Below are 13,665 nucleotides of genomic sequence, written 5' to 3' on the forward strand. Positions count from 1 at the left end.
ATTGCATTATAAAAATAAGGAGAATGCGTGCAAAAAGTTATTTATTTAATGTGGGCTGGTGTGCCTGGGCCAGAATTTAATCAGCGTTTATTGTCTTGGTTGGCACCTGAACTGGCTGCTCAAGCTGGCGTTAAACGCATTCAGTTGAATCTGGTTGATGACGCGGTGGCTGCTGCCTCCGCGTTGCGCATGGAAAATTCAGCGCAGGGGTTTGACGCAATGTGCTCGCTCTATTTGGATGATGGAGCAGAGCGGCTGGTGCTTCAGGAGTACATCCAGTCGTGTTGTGTCCAATTTAGTCGCTATCATGTGGATGAGTTTGAGGCGCTGGAGAATACAACGCAACGCGTGGGACGCGGGCAGCGGACACCGGGCTTTAGTCAGGTGGCGCTACTGCGTTGCCCTCAGAACATGGCCTATGAAGATTGGCGAGGCTACTGGCAGGGCACGCACACCCAGATTGCCATCGACACGCAGTCGAGTTTTCGCTATGTACAAAATGTGGTCACTGAACTTGCCGGTAGTGATGTGGGCTGTTATCACGCTATTGTTGAAGAATGTTTCCCCGCTGAGGCAATGACAGACCCTGAAGTGTTTTATGCGGCGAAAGGCGACCCTGAAAAGTACCAAGCCAATTGCCAAAAAATGATTTCTAGCTGTCAAAATTTTATCGATTTTGATGAAATTGATGTAATACCCACGAGCGAGTACCAGTTTTGAATTTATTATTAATAGCTAGGCATTAACGCAGTGACAGAGATTACCGTCGATCCCTCCTGGAGGCATCTGCTAGAGCGGGAGTTTGCTCAAGACTATTACCGTGAATTAATGGCCTTTTTAGAAAAGCGAAAGGCCGCGGGAGCCAAGATTTTTCCGCCGCAAGAGGCATGGTTTTCTGCTTTGGCTTCTACGCCATTGACTGATGTTAAGGTGGTTATTCTTGGTCAAGACCCTTACCACGCAGAGGGGCAGGCCCATGGTCTGTGTTTCTCGGTGCTGCCTGACGTGAAAACGCCACCGTCACTGAGAAATATTTACAAGGAGTTGCACCGTGATCTGCATTTGCCGATACCTCACCACGGCTGCCTAAATAGCTGGGCGAGGCAGGGTGTGCTTCTGCTGAATACCGTGTTCACGGTGGAAGAGGGTAAGGCGGGGTCTCATCAGGGCCAGGGTTGGGAGCGCTTTAGTGAGGCCCTTGTATCAACTCTCAACACTGAGCGCGAAAGGCTAGTGTTTATGCTCTGGGGGGCGCAGGCGCAAAAAAAAGGTGCGGACATTGATCAAGATCGTCACTTGGTTTTATGCGCAGCTCATCCATCGCCCTTGTCGGCGCATCGAGGTTTTTTGGGCTGCGGTCATTTCTCGCAGGCGAATGCTTATTTGACGGCAAATGGCCAGCAGCCCATAGATTGGCAGATTCCAGCGCTGCCCGAGCCAGCGTTCCAGCTTATTCCTTAGGTAAGTCATCCATAATGGTTTCAAGGGTGTCGGCCAAAAAGCGACTAGCGGCAATTTCCATGGCGCGACCTAGTTCTGCATCAACAACCTTTTCGGCTAGCGGTCTGAGACGCCATATCAGTTCGGCAATTTTGGGCAATTCTTCCTTCGGCGGTAATTTCTGCTCGGCGTAAGGCTCCAGCACGTGTTGAGACACGAGTTTAACAAACTCATTGGCCACCTTTTGAACGTTGCCCCGCATCATGCGCAAAATGTCGAGCAACTCGTCTAATGGAATACCGGTGCCGCATAGCTCCTCGGCAACTTTGAGAGTGCTCATGCTGGATATGCGCATTTTACTGCCTGAGACACTAAATAGGCCTAGGTCATGGGCTGTTTTAATCGCTGACGGCGTGAGTTTGGTGCCAAACATCCTTACGAGCTCTGTCATGGGGAGTGTGGTCGGGGCCTCATTTGTCCACGGCGAGTTAACTGCCGTTTCTATGCCCAGTATTTCACTTAGCCCTACACCTTCTTCTAGCGCGGACAATAATTCTCGTATTGAGGACAGGGTGTAGCCGCGATCTAATAAATTGGCGATTAGCCGCAAGCGCGATAAGTGTTGGTTGTTGTATATACCCTTGCGGCCCTGTAATGCCGGCGGTGGGAGTACCCCTCGGTCTTGGTAGGCGCGGATATTACGTACGGTTGTATTGGCAGCGATAGCCAATTGTTCAACCGAATAATCGCGCTGCGCATCCGCTTCGCTGTGGTCTTCAGTTTGCCCAGTCTGAGGTAAGAGTTGGGCCATGCTCGTGATGGTGTCTTCGGGAAATTTCATTGTTGCTGGGTAGCCGTCTCGATGAAGGAAGATGGGTAGTGATGAGCCCTGAAGGCGTTGATTCTCACTAAAGCTAGCATCAATTGCAATTAGTGGGGTGAGTGACATTAAAAATTTGTCTGCTCAGCCAATGTTGCCAAATTGTAATAATGGCACTGTGAATAAAATAGCTTGACTCAGTTGTATTCTCAAATTAATGTTACATTATCTGATGGTTCATAGCTTTGTGTTGCATAAAAATAATCAAACTTGAGGTAGTGTTATGGGTAAGCGTTCCATTTTACATGGATCTTGGATGGCTACGTTAGTTGCTTTGTCGCCGTTGGCAAATGCAGCAGTGTTAGAGGAAGTCATTGTGACCGCTCAGCACCGTAGTCAAAGTCTACAGGATGTTCCGGTGTCGGTCAGTGCAATAAGTGGCGATAAAATGATGGAAGCCGGCATTAACCGAATGGAAGATTTACAGGCTTACGTTCCCAATTTAACGGTCACCGAAAGTGGTATCAGTACTGATATTTATATTCGCGGTATTGGCACGGGTATGAATCAGGGCTTTGAACAGTCAGTGGGCATGTATGTTGATGGTATTTACTATGGTAGAGCGCAATTAGCACGTGCTCCCTTTTTGGATTTGGCCCGAGTTGAAGTACTACGTGGCCCCCAGAATATTCTGCATGGTAAAAACAGTATTGCAGGTGCAGTAAACCTGGTTACCGCCGACGCGAGTGAGTATTTCGAAGGCCTACTGTCGACACTCTACGAACCAAATTTTGATGAAAAAGTGTATGACTTAATGCTTTCTGGGCCATTGACGGACACCGTTGGTGTGCGCTTTTCTGCTCGTTTGCGCGAGTATGGCGGGTTTGTCGAGGACTTGTTTCAGAAAATAGATGGCCCGCAGTATGATCAGCAAACCTTTCGCCTAAAAATTAATTGGCAGGCTACAGATGCCACCAAAGTTGCACTGAAAGCTGAACTTGGCAGCTTTGATTCTCTGGGGCGCCAAGCCGAAATTATTAATGATGAACCCTCAACGTCAGATGTTTTCCTGTTTACCGGTAAGACAGAAGCTGAAATTTTGGATAACACCCAATTTCCGGGTGTGGTTAATGTCGATACAGATGATTCGGTCCGCAATAATTACCAGGATTATAAGTCTGCCACTAACGGTAACTACAGTAATAACGACACAACAAATTTAACTTTGAATGTGACAAATATGACCGAAAGTGGGCATGAGTTCACCTCTATAAGCGGTTATTTGCACTATGAATACAATGATCTTTGTGACTGCGATGCAACGCCGGCAGAATTGTTTAAGCTCGAATTAGGTGAAGATTATTCGCAGTTTAGCCAAGAATTGCGCTGGGTGTCGCCATCGGGCGAAGCGGTTGAATACATCGGTGGAATTTATCTGCAGCGCAATGAACTCGATTTCCGCGATAAGCTGATTCAAGATTCCGACGTGGTTGTTCAGTTGCTTAACGCGGCTGATTATCTTGAAGCGGGTGGACGGGGTGATGTTGACCCTAATCCCCTAGGCGGATCACCTGCCGAAATTCTGGGGATTGGCGATGCCGGTAATGCGGTTGAGAATATTACCGCGCCTCGGACATTTTTAAGTACATCGAATATATTTTCTGCATTCTTACAGGCCACTTTCCATTTTGGTGATGATTGGCGTATGACCTTGGGTGGTCGCGAAACGATAGAGAAAAAGACCGGTAGTCGTAAGCTAGACTTGGCGGATCTCGATGGGAATTCGCTGCCTATCGGCGAGGTAGATACCGTTTCAGGTATTACATTTTCAGCTGAGCGCCATGACCTTCGAGGCAAGCGCACGGAAAAGTCATTCTCACCTTTGTTAAATTTCCAGTGGGATTACTCTGCCGATGGTATGGCTTATTTCACTGCAACTAAAGGTGTGAAAGCGGGCGGCTTTGATGCGCGCTCCAATATGTCACCAAGTGCCGAGCCCACTCCCCGCAACCCGGGTGCGGTAGTTGCTAATCAAAGTGTGTTAATCGGTACTTTTGAATATGAAGAAGAAGAGGCGAGTAGCTTAGAAATTGGCTTAAAAACGGGGTTGCTAGACGGTGCCGCAGAGCTAAACTTGGCGCTATTTTATACTCTGTATGAAGACCTACAGATCAGTATTTTTGATGGCACCTTAGGTTTTAATGTCGGCAATGCTAAAGAGGCGGTGACCAAGGGCATTGAAATGGATGGTCGTTGGCAGCTGACAGATTATTTTAGTCTTGGTGGCGCGCTGGCGGTAATGGATTTTGAGTTTACCGATTTTGAAAATGGTCAGTGTCGTCAGGATCAAGCGCCGACATCGAGTAATGGTGTGAACTGTGACTACACCGGCATGAGCAATCAATACGTTGCCGATTGGTCAGGTACATTTTTGATGGGCTATGTTAGGCCGATTAGTGAGACTTTAGGTATTGGCTTGGGCCTTGATTTTGTCTTCACTGATAAATACAACCCATCCTCAAACCTCGATCCGCGAGTTGAACAAAATGGTTTTGTTAAAGTCAACGGCCGCATTGGCATTGGCGCAATTGATAAACATTGGGAGCTGGCGCTCGTGGGTAAAAACCTGACTGACGAAGTGATTATTGTTTACGCTGCCGACACGCCGTTGTCTAAAACGATTTTTGGCGCCACCAGCCATACCGGCTTTTTAGAGCCACCTCGTTCAATCGCCATGCAATTTACTTATCGCATGTGATTCATATTGAGGACGATGCTTATGCCTAGCACCGTCCTCATTTTATCAACGGAACAGGAGTTGGCTTTAATGTTAAAAATAAAACAATTTGTGCTACTCGCGGGTTTATTTTTTTCTGGCTTTAGTGCACAAGCCGTTGACTGGGAGTTGGCCAAAGACGCTGAGGGGGTAAAAGTATTTACTGGCGCAGTTGCTGGCTCGGAATACAAAGCCTTTCGGGGTGAGATTGTTGTTGATGCTGAGCTTAATCAGCTGATGGCGGTGTTGGACGATACCGCTAATTTTTCGAACTGGATGTACAACTGCAAATCACCAAAATTACTGTATAAGGCGAGTTTATTAGACCGCTATCAGTACCTACAAAATGACTTCCCTTGGCCGGCGAAGGATCGAGAGATGATTTTGCGCAATGAAATTAGCCAAGATCCTGCAAGCCGAGTGACCACGGTAAAATTGAGCTCAGTTGCGCTTGAAAAACTACCCGCTCCAGCTCGGCAGGCTATGCCCAAAACGGGGGCAGCGGTTCGTATGGAGGCGGTGCAGGGCTTCTTTGAACTTAGCCCAGTAAGCGATACGCAAACCAAGGTGATATTTCAGCTGCATTTAGATCCTGGTGGTGGTTTGCCCGCAGGCTTGGTGAACGCGCTCATAGTCGATAATCCCTTTGAGACCTTGAAGGCACTGGCTAAGCAAGCCGTGAGGCCTGAATACGCCAATTTTAATCCTTTCTGATTACTCGATCCTATCTTGTTACGCGGCGTTAGCCGCGTATTTCCGCGGGCTTATGCGCGGCTTCGCGCTTATAAAATTTGTTCAGATTTTAATCAAATTAACTTGACATTGAATGATGTCGCATTTAATGTGACATCATTCAATGTTACATAATAATATGTCTAATTAAGGAGCGTTTTATGGAAAGCCAGAGCAAAAAGATAGTGCAACCAGTTCGCCGTAATCTTGAGTTTCACCTGCCCAAAGAGCGTATCGGTGATTGGCATGCGGGTGGTGCTCACATCACTCATTTTTTTAATGCTTTGTCGATATTTTTCCCTGACGGTGAACGCTTTTTCATTGATAGCGTTCGTCATTACCGCGACCGAATTAAGGACCCCGCTTTAAAGGAGTCAGTACGTGGCTTTATTGGTCAGGAGGCGATGCACGGGCGCGAACACGAAGAATACAATCAGGCCCTGGTAGATAAAGGCATGCCATCTGATCGCTATGGTCGTATTGTCATTCGCTTGCTGGGCTTTTTCACTCGCTTTTCGCCGAAGGTTTCTCAGCTAGCAGGAACAATAGCCTTAGAACACTTGACTGCCATTCTTGCCAATATGGTATTGAGCGATCCTCGTATTCTGCACAATGCGGAGCCGCGGTTTGCTGCGTTATGGAAGTGGCATGCAATGGAAGAAACTGAACATAAAGCTGTTGCCTATGATGTCTATCAGCAGGTCGTCGGTGGGGGATTAATGGGCTATTTCCATCGTTGCTGGGCTTTGTTAATGGCTACATCTATATTTTGGGTGTTGGTTATTCCATTTCATATCGGTTTGGTACGCAAGGAAGGCCAGCTATGGAATGTGCGCGGCTGGATTAAAGTGACTAACTTTTTATGGGGGGCGCCGGGCGTGCTACGTCGCACGATTCCGGATTGGTTAGATTATTTTAAGCCTGGCTTTCACCCCTGGGATCACAACAATGCACATTATTTAGACGGGCTGGATGCCTTGGTCGCGGAGGTAGATAACTATGGCGCGCCCACGGGTGCGGTTGCATGAGACCGCACCACGCTGAGTTGGTCGGAAATGACGCGGCGCTTGCCGCGTTCAAGGATATGCGCGCGCAATTCCAGCTAACCCCTCTGGCCAGTGTTGATCCACAAACATTAAAGACCTGGCGTCCAAAGAAGTTTTTGTGGCAGCGCCTGCTGCCACTTTTGGGGCGCCAGGCAGGCCTTAAGTCTAAGCTGAGTCAGGTCGACGGGCATCGCTTGCATTATTGGGCGGGGGGATGTGCAGCAGGTCCTGTCGTAGTCCTACTTCACGGGTTTGGCTCAAGCAAAGAAAATTGGGCTTATCTCACTGCCAAGTTAAGTAAGACGTATCGTTTATTGGTGCCTGATATTCCGGGTTTTGGGCAGAGCGATTTTATTTTTGATGCAGATTATCGCCTTGCTGCTCAAGCAGATCGACTGGCGCAGTGGCTAAAGGATCTCGGTGTCGACCGCGCCCATTTTGTCGGCAGCTCGATGGGCGGTGCAATTGCCGCACAAATCGCGGCTCGGCACCCAGGCTTAATGAATAAACTTTGTTTGATGAATGCTGCTGGTGTGCCTGGTAAGCACCTAACGCAACTGGAAAGCGGTCTCGCTGCAGGGGTTAATTATTTAGCGCCAAGCCAGGCCAAAGATGCATGGCAGGTGTTTGCGATTGCCCTGCATCCTCAGCGCCGTTGGCTAGGACTCGCGTTTGCTTTTCTTATGGGTTCGGCAATGAGTCATCGTAAGGTTCTCAATGACTTTTTGTTTGGGAGCTTAGTTGAATCCCTGGCGGATACATTTATACAGCTACCGTCAATTGGTGCGCCGACACTCGTGTTGTGGGGGGACTCAGACCAAGTGCTTGATGTCAGCTGCGCAGATGGTTTTTGCGAGCGCATCCCCAATGCTAAAGCCATGATTTTACCCGCTGTGGGGCATCTACCAATGCTGGAGGTGCCGGGATTGACTGCGCGCCTACTACACGATTTTTGGTGTGCGAATTAGAGAGTAAGAATGCATATGTCTGATAATAAAAAGGAAGTAAAACCTGCGGTTGAGGTAGCGATTATTGGTGCTGGTTTCGGCGGTATAGGTTTAGCTATTCGCCTGCAGCAGCAGGGCGTTCAAGATTTTGTGATCTACGAGCAGGCGGCGGATGTTGGCGGCGTTTGGCGAGACAATATTTATCCCGGCGCGGCGTGTGATGTGCCTTCACACCTGTATTCATTTTCATTTGAGGCAAATCCAGATTGGGGGCGCAGCTATGGGCCTCAAGAGGAGATTCACCGCTATTTGCAGCACTGTGCCAAAAAATACCAATTAAATAGCCGCATTCAATTTAATACGACGGTGAGTGGTCTCGCATTCTGCGAGAAGAATGGTCTATGGACGATCAATTTTGCCGATGGCACGCAGAGCACTGCGCGCGCGGTGGTCTTGGCAATTGGCGCCTTAAATATTCCTCAATACCCTAAGATTGATGGCCTAGAAAAGTTTGGCGGTAAAATTATGCACACCGCTAAATGGGATCAAGACTATTCACTTACAAATAAGCGTGTCGCGGTAATTGGTACGGGCGCGAGTGCGATTCAGGTTGTGCCAGCGATTCAGCCAGAGGTGGCGTCCTTAGCCTTATTTCAGCGCACGCCGCCGTGGGTAATGCCAAAGTTTGACCGTCGCCAAAGTACTGTTCGTCAGGCTCGACTTCGGCGTTGGCCCTTTCTGCAGAGGCTTATTCGAAACCTCCAATATTTGATCGCCGAAAGCGTGGTGCCTGCATTTATGTGGGACAGTGTCTTAACCCGATTTGGTGAGGCGATGGGGCGGCGCTATCTTAAAAAAGTGGTCAGCGATCCCTTGTTGAGAAAACAGCTTACTCCGCAATATGCAATGGGATGTAAGCGAGTGTTGCTATCAGACAATTACTACCCAGCGTTAACCAAGAGTAATGTCAGCTTATTAAGTGCAGGGATTAGCCATATTGATAAACACGCGATTTATAGCGCCGATGGTCAGCGCATAGAGGTGGATGCGGTGGTGTTGGCCACGGGGTTTAAAGTACCTGTATCGGGGGCGCCAATGCCCGTGCGGGGCTTGGCAGGGCGCGACTTAAATAATGATTGGGCTATCGGCTCTGAGGCTTACAAAGGGATGACAGTCTCTGGCTACCCCAATTTACTTTACATCATGGGCCCGAATACGGGGCCGGGTAATACGTCAGTGATTTTTTATATCGAGTCGCAGATTCATTATATTTTACAGTATTTAAGCGCCTTGCGAGCTTCGCCAAATGAATACATAAATGTAAAGCCGGAGGTTCAGCGTACATTTAACGAGGATGTGCAGCGCCGGTTTAAAGGAACCACGTGGACCTCGGGCTGCAATAGTTGGTATTTAACGGCTGACGGCAAGAATACCACCTTGTGGCCGAGTTTTTCGTGGCTATACCGATTGCGCACGCGGCGTTTTAATAATGCAGAATATGAATTTGTTGAAGTCGGAGCGTCACGTGAAGATGACGCCGAGCTTGGCGTTGAACTGGCTGCACAAAGCTAAGGGGATGTGGTGAAAAATTTTAAAAATAAGGTTATTGCAGTTACTGGCGCAGCATCAGGTATCGGTCGTGCCTTGGTCGAGGGTTTGCTCGCCAGTGGTGCGCGGGTTGCTGCATCTGATGTCGACAATACTAATTTGCAGCGTCTTAGAGAACTTGCTGCTACCGAGCTGCTGTTACTGTCTAGCGTCGACGTCAGTGATCAGGCGGCAATGCAAGCATGGGCGAATGAGGTAAAAACTCATTTTGGTGAGGTCGATGGCGTAATCAATAACGCCGGTGTGGCGCTCAGCTGCCATGCGAGTGATCAACCCCGGGAGCAAATGGAGTGGCTGTTTAATATTAATTACTGGGGCGTGATTAACGGTGTGGAAGCCTTTCTGCCGGAATTAATGCGCCGCCCAGAGGCTTGCATTGTTAATATCTCGTCGTTGTTTGGCTTGCTGTCCGTACCTTCGCAGTCGGCCTATAATGCGGCGAAATTTGCCGTGAGGGGCTACTCCGAGTCGCTGAGGCAAGATCTGCGAGAGACCTCAATAAAAGTGGTAACGGTTCACCCAGGCGGTATTCAGACCAATATTGCCAATAATGGTCGCCATTTGCATTCGATTACCGGCAATGCCGCTGATGTCGATAAAACGGCGGCACTGTTTAATAGCATTGCGGCAACGAGCCCCAGGCAGGCCGCCAAGAAAATAATGTTGGGGATGCGGAAATCAAAGCCACGGGTTTTGATCGGCAGCGACGCGTGGTTTTTAGACAAAATTCAGCGCCTGTTTCCCGCTTGGTATGACCGCTTGCTTGTGCCGATGATGACAGTCGGCACGCGCATGGCTTTAAAGCGGGTTTGAGGGTTATTCTTTACTTGGTATCGCGTAGGGCAGTTCAGCGACAGTGAGCAGCGCTGAACTGTTGGCAAAATGAATTTCTCCACTTGCCACCGCGTCTTCAGTTAACACTGCCAGTAACTCGCATTTCTGATCGTCGCTTACCATGCTCACTAAATTGCCAATACTTTGCTGAGCTTCACCACCAAATAATTCAGTGCCCGGCGGATAATTCAGCCCGCTTGCTGGGAGTGTTGCTTTATAAAGGCGACGTTTGAGCTTGCCGCGATATTGCATGCGAGCAACGACTTCCTGTCCGGTATAGCAGCCTTTGCTAAAGCTGACGCCACCAATAACTTGGTAGTTCAGCATTTGCGGAATAAACATATCTTGGCTGCTGGCGCAGACTTCGCCAATGCCCGCCGCGATATTAAGGGCCTCCCAGTAATCTGCGCTACAAATGTCGGCTGTGGGACTGAGCTGTTGCCAAATACTAATGGCGTGTTCACACAGCCCCCAGTACTCAAAACGCTCGCCGGCCTCGTCGAGCTGCACAATAATGCCCTTGTCGCAGCTGATCTGGGCCATGGCTTTACTTGGCAGTTCGTTAAAGATGGCCTGTAAATCTTGGCGCGCAGACTTGCCGCTGATACCGATGGCGACACGCTCGTCACTGGCGTTACGAATCTTGGCTTTGGAAAATACAATGTATTTGCCAAGGGTGTCACGACCGCTCTCCGCGGTGTCTGCGTGCAGGCGTAATAGTGCGGCTTCCGGTGATGCCATACCGGCAATAAAGCTGATGACCATGCGGCCTTTGATATTGCAATAGCTTCCCAGCGATGCCTGTTCGGTGCTGATGGCTCGCCAGTCGCAAGTGGTTTGCCCCTGTAAGAATTTACTGCAGTCGGGGCCTTCTATGGCGAGAAAGCCGTATTGACTTAAGGGGCTTAGCTGCAGCCCTCGCTCGCCACTAGGGCGTGGCTTGCTATCTTGATGGTCGGCTTGCCAATAGCAAGCGCTAAAATAGCTGTCAGGGTAGGTTTTGCTGATGTGCTGCCAAAATGCGTTCATAGTGTCTCAATGATAAAACGGTCGAGATTAAATACCTTACTGGGCGCACTGCTGTGTGCTGGCCGCAGATTGACGCTATAATACGCGTTTTGCGCGCGGTTAGCTCAGCGGGCAGTGACGTAGTGGAAAATAATGGTTTCGGAAAACGAGTTCAAGCGAATTTGCTGGGCCTGCCGTCGTGGCATGCTGGAATTGGATCTGGTCATGGAGCCTTTTGTACAAAAGCGCTTTCGCGATCTCGACGAGGAGGATCAACAGCGCTTTATTAAATTGCTTGAGTGCGAAGACACCGAGCTCTTTAGCTGGTTTTTGGGTCGGCTAGAGCCTGAAGATCCTGAGCTCGCTAAAATTGTTCGTATTATCAATGCGCACGCCAAAGCCGCTGCATCTTGAGTTAAAGCCTTCACGCTGTTTGGCTGCATATTTAGCGGTTGTACACGGCTCTGTCGCGTGGGTGTTTGTTGCGATTTTGCCAGTGGGCTGGGCGGTACTTGGGCTGGTTTTTGTTGTGCTTAGTGCACAATATTATTGGCGACACTCTGTTGCGCTGACCGGGTCCGGTGCTGCGACGCAATTGCTGTTTACCGCAAACAATTGGCGAGTGAGCCGGGTTGCTGCTTTAGAAAATGAGCTTGTTGAGTGGCGCGATGCGGCGTTTTTGCCGTTTATGCTGGTGCTTCGATTTCGAGATGGGCGCGGGCGAAACTTTAGTGTTGTCGTTGCAGCCGATCAGCTAGACCCGCAAACCTTTCGGCGCTTGCGGGTCATTGCGCGCTTTGCGCGTCTACCAAAAAGCGATAGTCAGTCTGCCTTGCGGTAATTTTCTGGGACGAGGATTGTGTCCTCGGGGATTTCTAAGGTCTCAGGGTAGTCTAGGGTGAAATGCAAGCCTCGGCTCTCTTTACGTTCCATCGCGGAGCGAATGATTAATTCGGCGACTACCGCTAAATTACGCAGTTCTAGCAAATCGTTGCTGACTTTGTAGTTTGAGTAATATTCGTCGATCTCTTGCTGGAGCAGCGCCGCGCGGTTGAGCGCGCGCTGTAGACGCTTGTTGGTGCGCACAATACCCACGTAATCCCACATAAAACGGCGCAGCTCGTCCCAGTTGTGAGATATGACTACGTCCTCGTCTGAGTCAGTAACTTGGGACTCATCCCACGGCGGGGCAATTTGAGGTGACGGCAGGCTGGCTAGCTGAGCCTGGATGTCTTTGGCGGCAGACGTGCCGTAAACAAAGCATTCCAGCAGCGAGTTGCTGGCCAAACGATTGGCGCCGTGTAAGCCAGTAAATGAAGTCTCTCCAATCGCATAAAGGGCGGGGATGTCCGTCCGTCCGTTTTGGTCAACCATTACGCCGCCGCAAGTGTAGTGGGCTGCAGGAACCACCGGAATTGGCTCGCGGCCAATATCAATGCCTAATTCAAGGCAGCGAGCTTTGATGGTAGGGAAATGTTCGAGTAAGAAGTCTGACGACTTATGACTAATATCGAGATAGACGCAGTCGCTACCGAGGCGTTTCATCTCGTGGTCAATGGCCCTTGCGACCACGTCGCGGGGGGCGAGCTCACCGCGCTCGTCGTAGCGAAACATAAAGCGTTCGCCATTGGCAGAGAGTAATTTACCGCCTTCGCCGCGAATGGCTTCGGTAATTAAAAACGATTTTGCCTTGGGGTGATAAAGGCAAGTCGGGTGAAACTGGTTGAACTCCATATTGGCGACGCGGCAGCCAGCGCGCCACGCCATGGCAATGCCGTCACCGCTGGCGCCGTCGGGGTTGCTGGTATAAAGGTAAGCCTTATTTGCGCCGCCAGTGGCTAATACAACTACTTTGGCGTGGAACAATCCGACGTGGCCGCTGTCTCTATTGAGCACATAAGCGCCGTGGCAGCGATTATTGCGCATGACGAGGTCAACAGCGACGTGGCTGGTGAAGATTTCAATATTGGGGTTTTCAACAGCGCGCTGGGTCAATGTTTCTGATACGGCTCGGCCGGTGGCGTCCGCGGCGTGAATGATCCGGCGCTGACTGTGGCCACCTTCTCGGGTAAGGTGGAAGGTATCGCTGTGTTGTTCGAAACGACTGAATTGCACGCCTTGGGATAGCAGCCACTTTATGCTGTCACTACTATTTTGAACGGTGAAGCGCACGCTGTCTTCGTGACAGAGTTGGGCGCCAGCAATGAGCGTGTCGTTGACGTGGGCATCGACAGTGTCACCGTCGTGAAGTACGGCGGCAATGCCGCCCTGGGCCCAATAAGTGGAGCCTGCGTTGAGCTCGCCTTTGCAAATGACTGCAACGCGTGCGCTGGCGGCAAGGTGTAAGGCCAGAGTGAGACCTGCAGCGCCGCTGCCTACCACCAAAACATCGTGGGAATGGTAATGGTTCATGCCCGGTATTTGCTCCTGCCACTGTGCGGCTATATTATGCCG

Annotated in this window: 13 protein-coding genes; 10 read left to right on the forward strand and 3 right to left on the reverse strand. The window is 49.9% G+C overall.

Annotated elements, in window-relative coordinates:
* Positions 1-27: 27 nt before the first annotated feature.
* Both AZF00_RS07100 and ung read left to right on the forward strand, forming a co-directional pair.
* Positions 28-720: an EthD domain-containing protein gene (locus AZF00_RS07100; protein ID WP_008247341.1), complete on the forward strand. Its 693-nt coding sequence runs from the start codon at positions 28-30 to the stop codon at positions 718-720.
* A gap of 30 nt (positions 721-750) precedes the next feature.
* Positions 751-1,461 carry a uracil-DNA glycosylase gene (gene ung / locus AZF00_RS07105; protein ID WP_008247342.1) on the forward strand — a complete coding sequence of 237 codons (711 nt, stop codon included), beginning with the start codon at positions 751-753 and terminating at the stop codon, positions 1,459-1,461.
* Here ung and AZF00_RS07110 read toward each other — a convergent pair.
* Positions 1,451-2,389: a MerR family transcriptional regulator gene (locus tag AZF00_RS07110; RefSeq protein WP_008247343.1), complete on the reverse strand. Its 939-nt coding sequence runs from the start codon at positions 2,387-2,389 to the stop codon at positions 1,451-1,453. The two genes, ung and AZF00_RS07110, sit on opposite strands and share 11 nt — an antisense overlap.
* A 187-nt stretch (positions 2,390-2,576) precedes the next feature.
* On the opposite strand from AZF00_RS07110, the gene AZF00_RS07115 reads away from it, so the two are divergent.
* The 6 genes from AZF00_RS07115 (at position 2,577) to AZF00_RS07140 (ending at position 10,182) form a co-directional block, all read left to right on the forward strand.
* Positions 2,577-5,018, forward strand: coding sequence for a TonB-dependent receptor (locus tag AZF00_RS07115; RefSeq protein WP_008247359.1), 2,442 nt, complete (start codon positions 2,577-2,579; stop codon positions 5,016-5,018).
* 69 nt (positions 5,019-5,087) lie between these two features.
* The gene (locus tag AZF00_RS07120) at positions 5,088-5,750 is read left to right on the forward strand and encodes an START domain-containing protein (RefSeq protein WP_040802674.1); all 663 of its coding nucleotides are present in this window, start codon (positions 5,088-5,090) and stop codon (positions 5,748-5,750) included.
* Between the two features lie 179 nt (positions 5,751-5,929).
* A complete protein-coding gene (locus tag AZF00_RS07125; protein WP_008247362.1) occupies positions 5,930-6,796 on the forward strand; it encodes a metal-dependent hydrolase in 867 nt (288 codons plus the stop codon).
* On the forward strand, positions 6,793-7,782 hold the full coding sequence (locus AZF00_RS07130; protein ID WP_008247364.1) for an alpha/beta fold hydrolase: 990 nt from the start codon (positions 6,793-6,795) through the stop codon (positions 7,780-7,782). The genes AZF00_RS07125 and AZF00_RS07130 overlap by 4 nt, the downstream gene beginning before the upstream one ends.
* Before the next feature lie 15 nt (positions 7,783-7,797).
* Complete coding sequence (locus AZF00_RS07135) at positions 7,798-9,333, forward strand: flavin-containing monooxygenase (protein WP_008247366.1); 1,536 nt, start codon at positions 7,798-7,800, stop codon at positions 9,331-9,333.
* Positions 9,334-9,342: 9 nt separating this feature from the next.
* Positions 9,343-10,182 (forward strand): SDR family NAD(P)-dependent oxidoreductase, encoded by an 840-nt coding sequence (locus tag AZF00_RS07140; RefSeq protein WP_008247367.1) that lies wholly within the window; start codon positions 9,343-9,345, stop codon positions 10,180-10,182.
* A gap of 3 nt (positions 10,183-10,185) precedes the next feature.
* On the opposite strand, the gene ygfZ is transcribed toward AZF00_RS07140, so the two are convergent.
* Positions 10,186-11,232: a CAF17-like 4Fe-4S cluster assembly/insertion protein YgfZ gene (gene ygfZ / locus AZF00_RS07145; protein ID WP_008247369.1), complete on the reverse strand. Its 1,047-nt coding sequence runs from the start codon at positions 11,230-11,232 to the stop codon at positions 10,186-10,188.
* A 132-nt stretch (positions 11,233-11,364) separates the two neighbouring features.
* On the opposite strand from ygfZ, the gene AZF00_RS07150 reads away from it, so the two are divergent.
* Together AZF00_RS07150 and AZF00_RS07155 are read left to right on the forward strand one after the other, a co-directional pair.
* Positions 11,365-11,625, forward strand: coding sequence for an FAD assembly factor SdhE (locus tag AZF00_RS07150; protein ID WP_008247370.1), 261 nt, complete (start codon positions 11,365-11,367; stop codon positions 11,623-11,625).
* The gene (locus AZF00_RS07155; RefSeq protein ID WP_008247371.1) at positions 11,597-12,052 is read left to right on the forward strand and encodes a protein YgfX; all 456 of its coding nucleotides are present in this window, start codon (positions 11,597-11,599) and stop codon (positions 12,050-12,052) included. Before AZF00_RS07150 ends, AZF00_RS07155 begins: the two co-directional genes overlap by 29 nt.
* Here the strand turns inward: AZF00_RS07155 and nadB are convergent.
* Positions 12,034-13,623 carry an L-aspartate oxidase gene (gene nadB, locus AZF00_RS07160; RefSeq protein WP_008247372.1) on the reverse strand — a complete coding sequence of 530 codons (1,590 nt, stop codon included), beginning with the start codon at positions 13,621-13,623 and terminating at the stop codon, positions 12,034-12,036. The genes AZF00_RS07155 and nadB overlap by 19 nt on opposite strands.
* Between the last annotated feature and the right edge of the window lie 42 nt (positions 13,624-13,665).

The organism is Zhongshania aliphaticivorans, from assembly GCF_001586255.1.
GTDB lineage: Bacteria > Pseudomonadota > Gammaproteobacteria > Pseudomonadales > Spongiibacteraceae > Spongiibacter > Spongiibacter aliphaticivorans.

Coding starts and splice junctions, on each gene's coding strand:
- AZF00_RS07110 (WP_008247343.1), bottom strand. CDS start 2,389: ATGTCACTCACCCCACTAATTGCAATTGATGCTAGCTTTAGTGAGAAT.
- AZF00_RS07115 (WP_008247359.1), top strand. CDS start 2,577: ATGGCTACGTTAGTTGCTTTGTCGCCGTTGGCAAATGCAGCAGTGTTA.
- AZF00_RS07120 (WP_040802674.1), top strand. CDS start 5,088: ATGTTAAAAATAAAACAATTTGTGCTACTCGCGGGTTTATTTTTTTCT.
- AZF00_RS07125 (WP_008247362.1), top strand. CDS start 5,930: ATGGAAAGCCAGAGCAAAAAGATAGTGCAACCAGTTCGCCGTAATCTT.
- AZF00_RS07130 (WP_008247364.1), top strand. CDS start 6,793: ATGAGACCGCACCACGCTGAGTTGGTCGGAAATGACGCGGCGCTTGCC.
- AZF00_RS07135 (WP_008247366.1), top strand. CDS start 7,798: ATGTCTGATAATAAAAAGGAAGTAAAACCTGCGGTTGAGGTAGCGATT.
- ygfZ (WP_008247369.1), bottom strand. CDS start 11,232: ATGAACGCATTTTGGCAGCACATCAGCAAAACCTACCCTGACAGCTAT.
- AZF00_RS07150 (WP_008247370.1), top strand. CDS start 11,365: ATGGTTTCGGAAAACGAGTTCAAGCGAATTTGCTGGGCCTGCCGTCGT.
- AZF00_RS07155 (WP_008247371.1), top strand. CDS start 11,597: ATGCGCACGCCAAAGCCGCTGCATCTTGAGTTAAAGCCTTCACGCTGT.
- nadB (WP_008247372.1), bottom strand. CDS start 13,623: ATGAACCATTACCATTCCCACGATGTTTTGGTGGTAGGCAGCGGCGCT.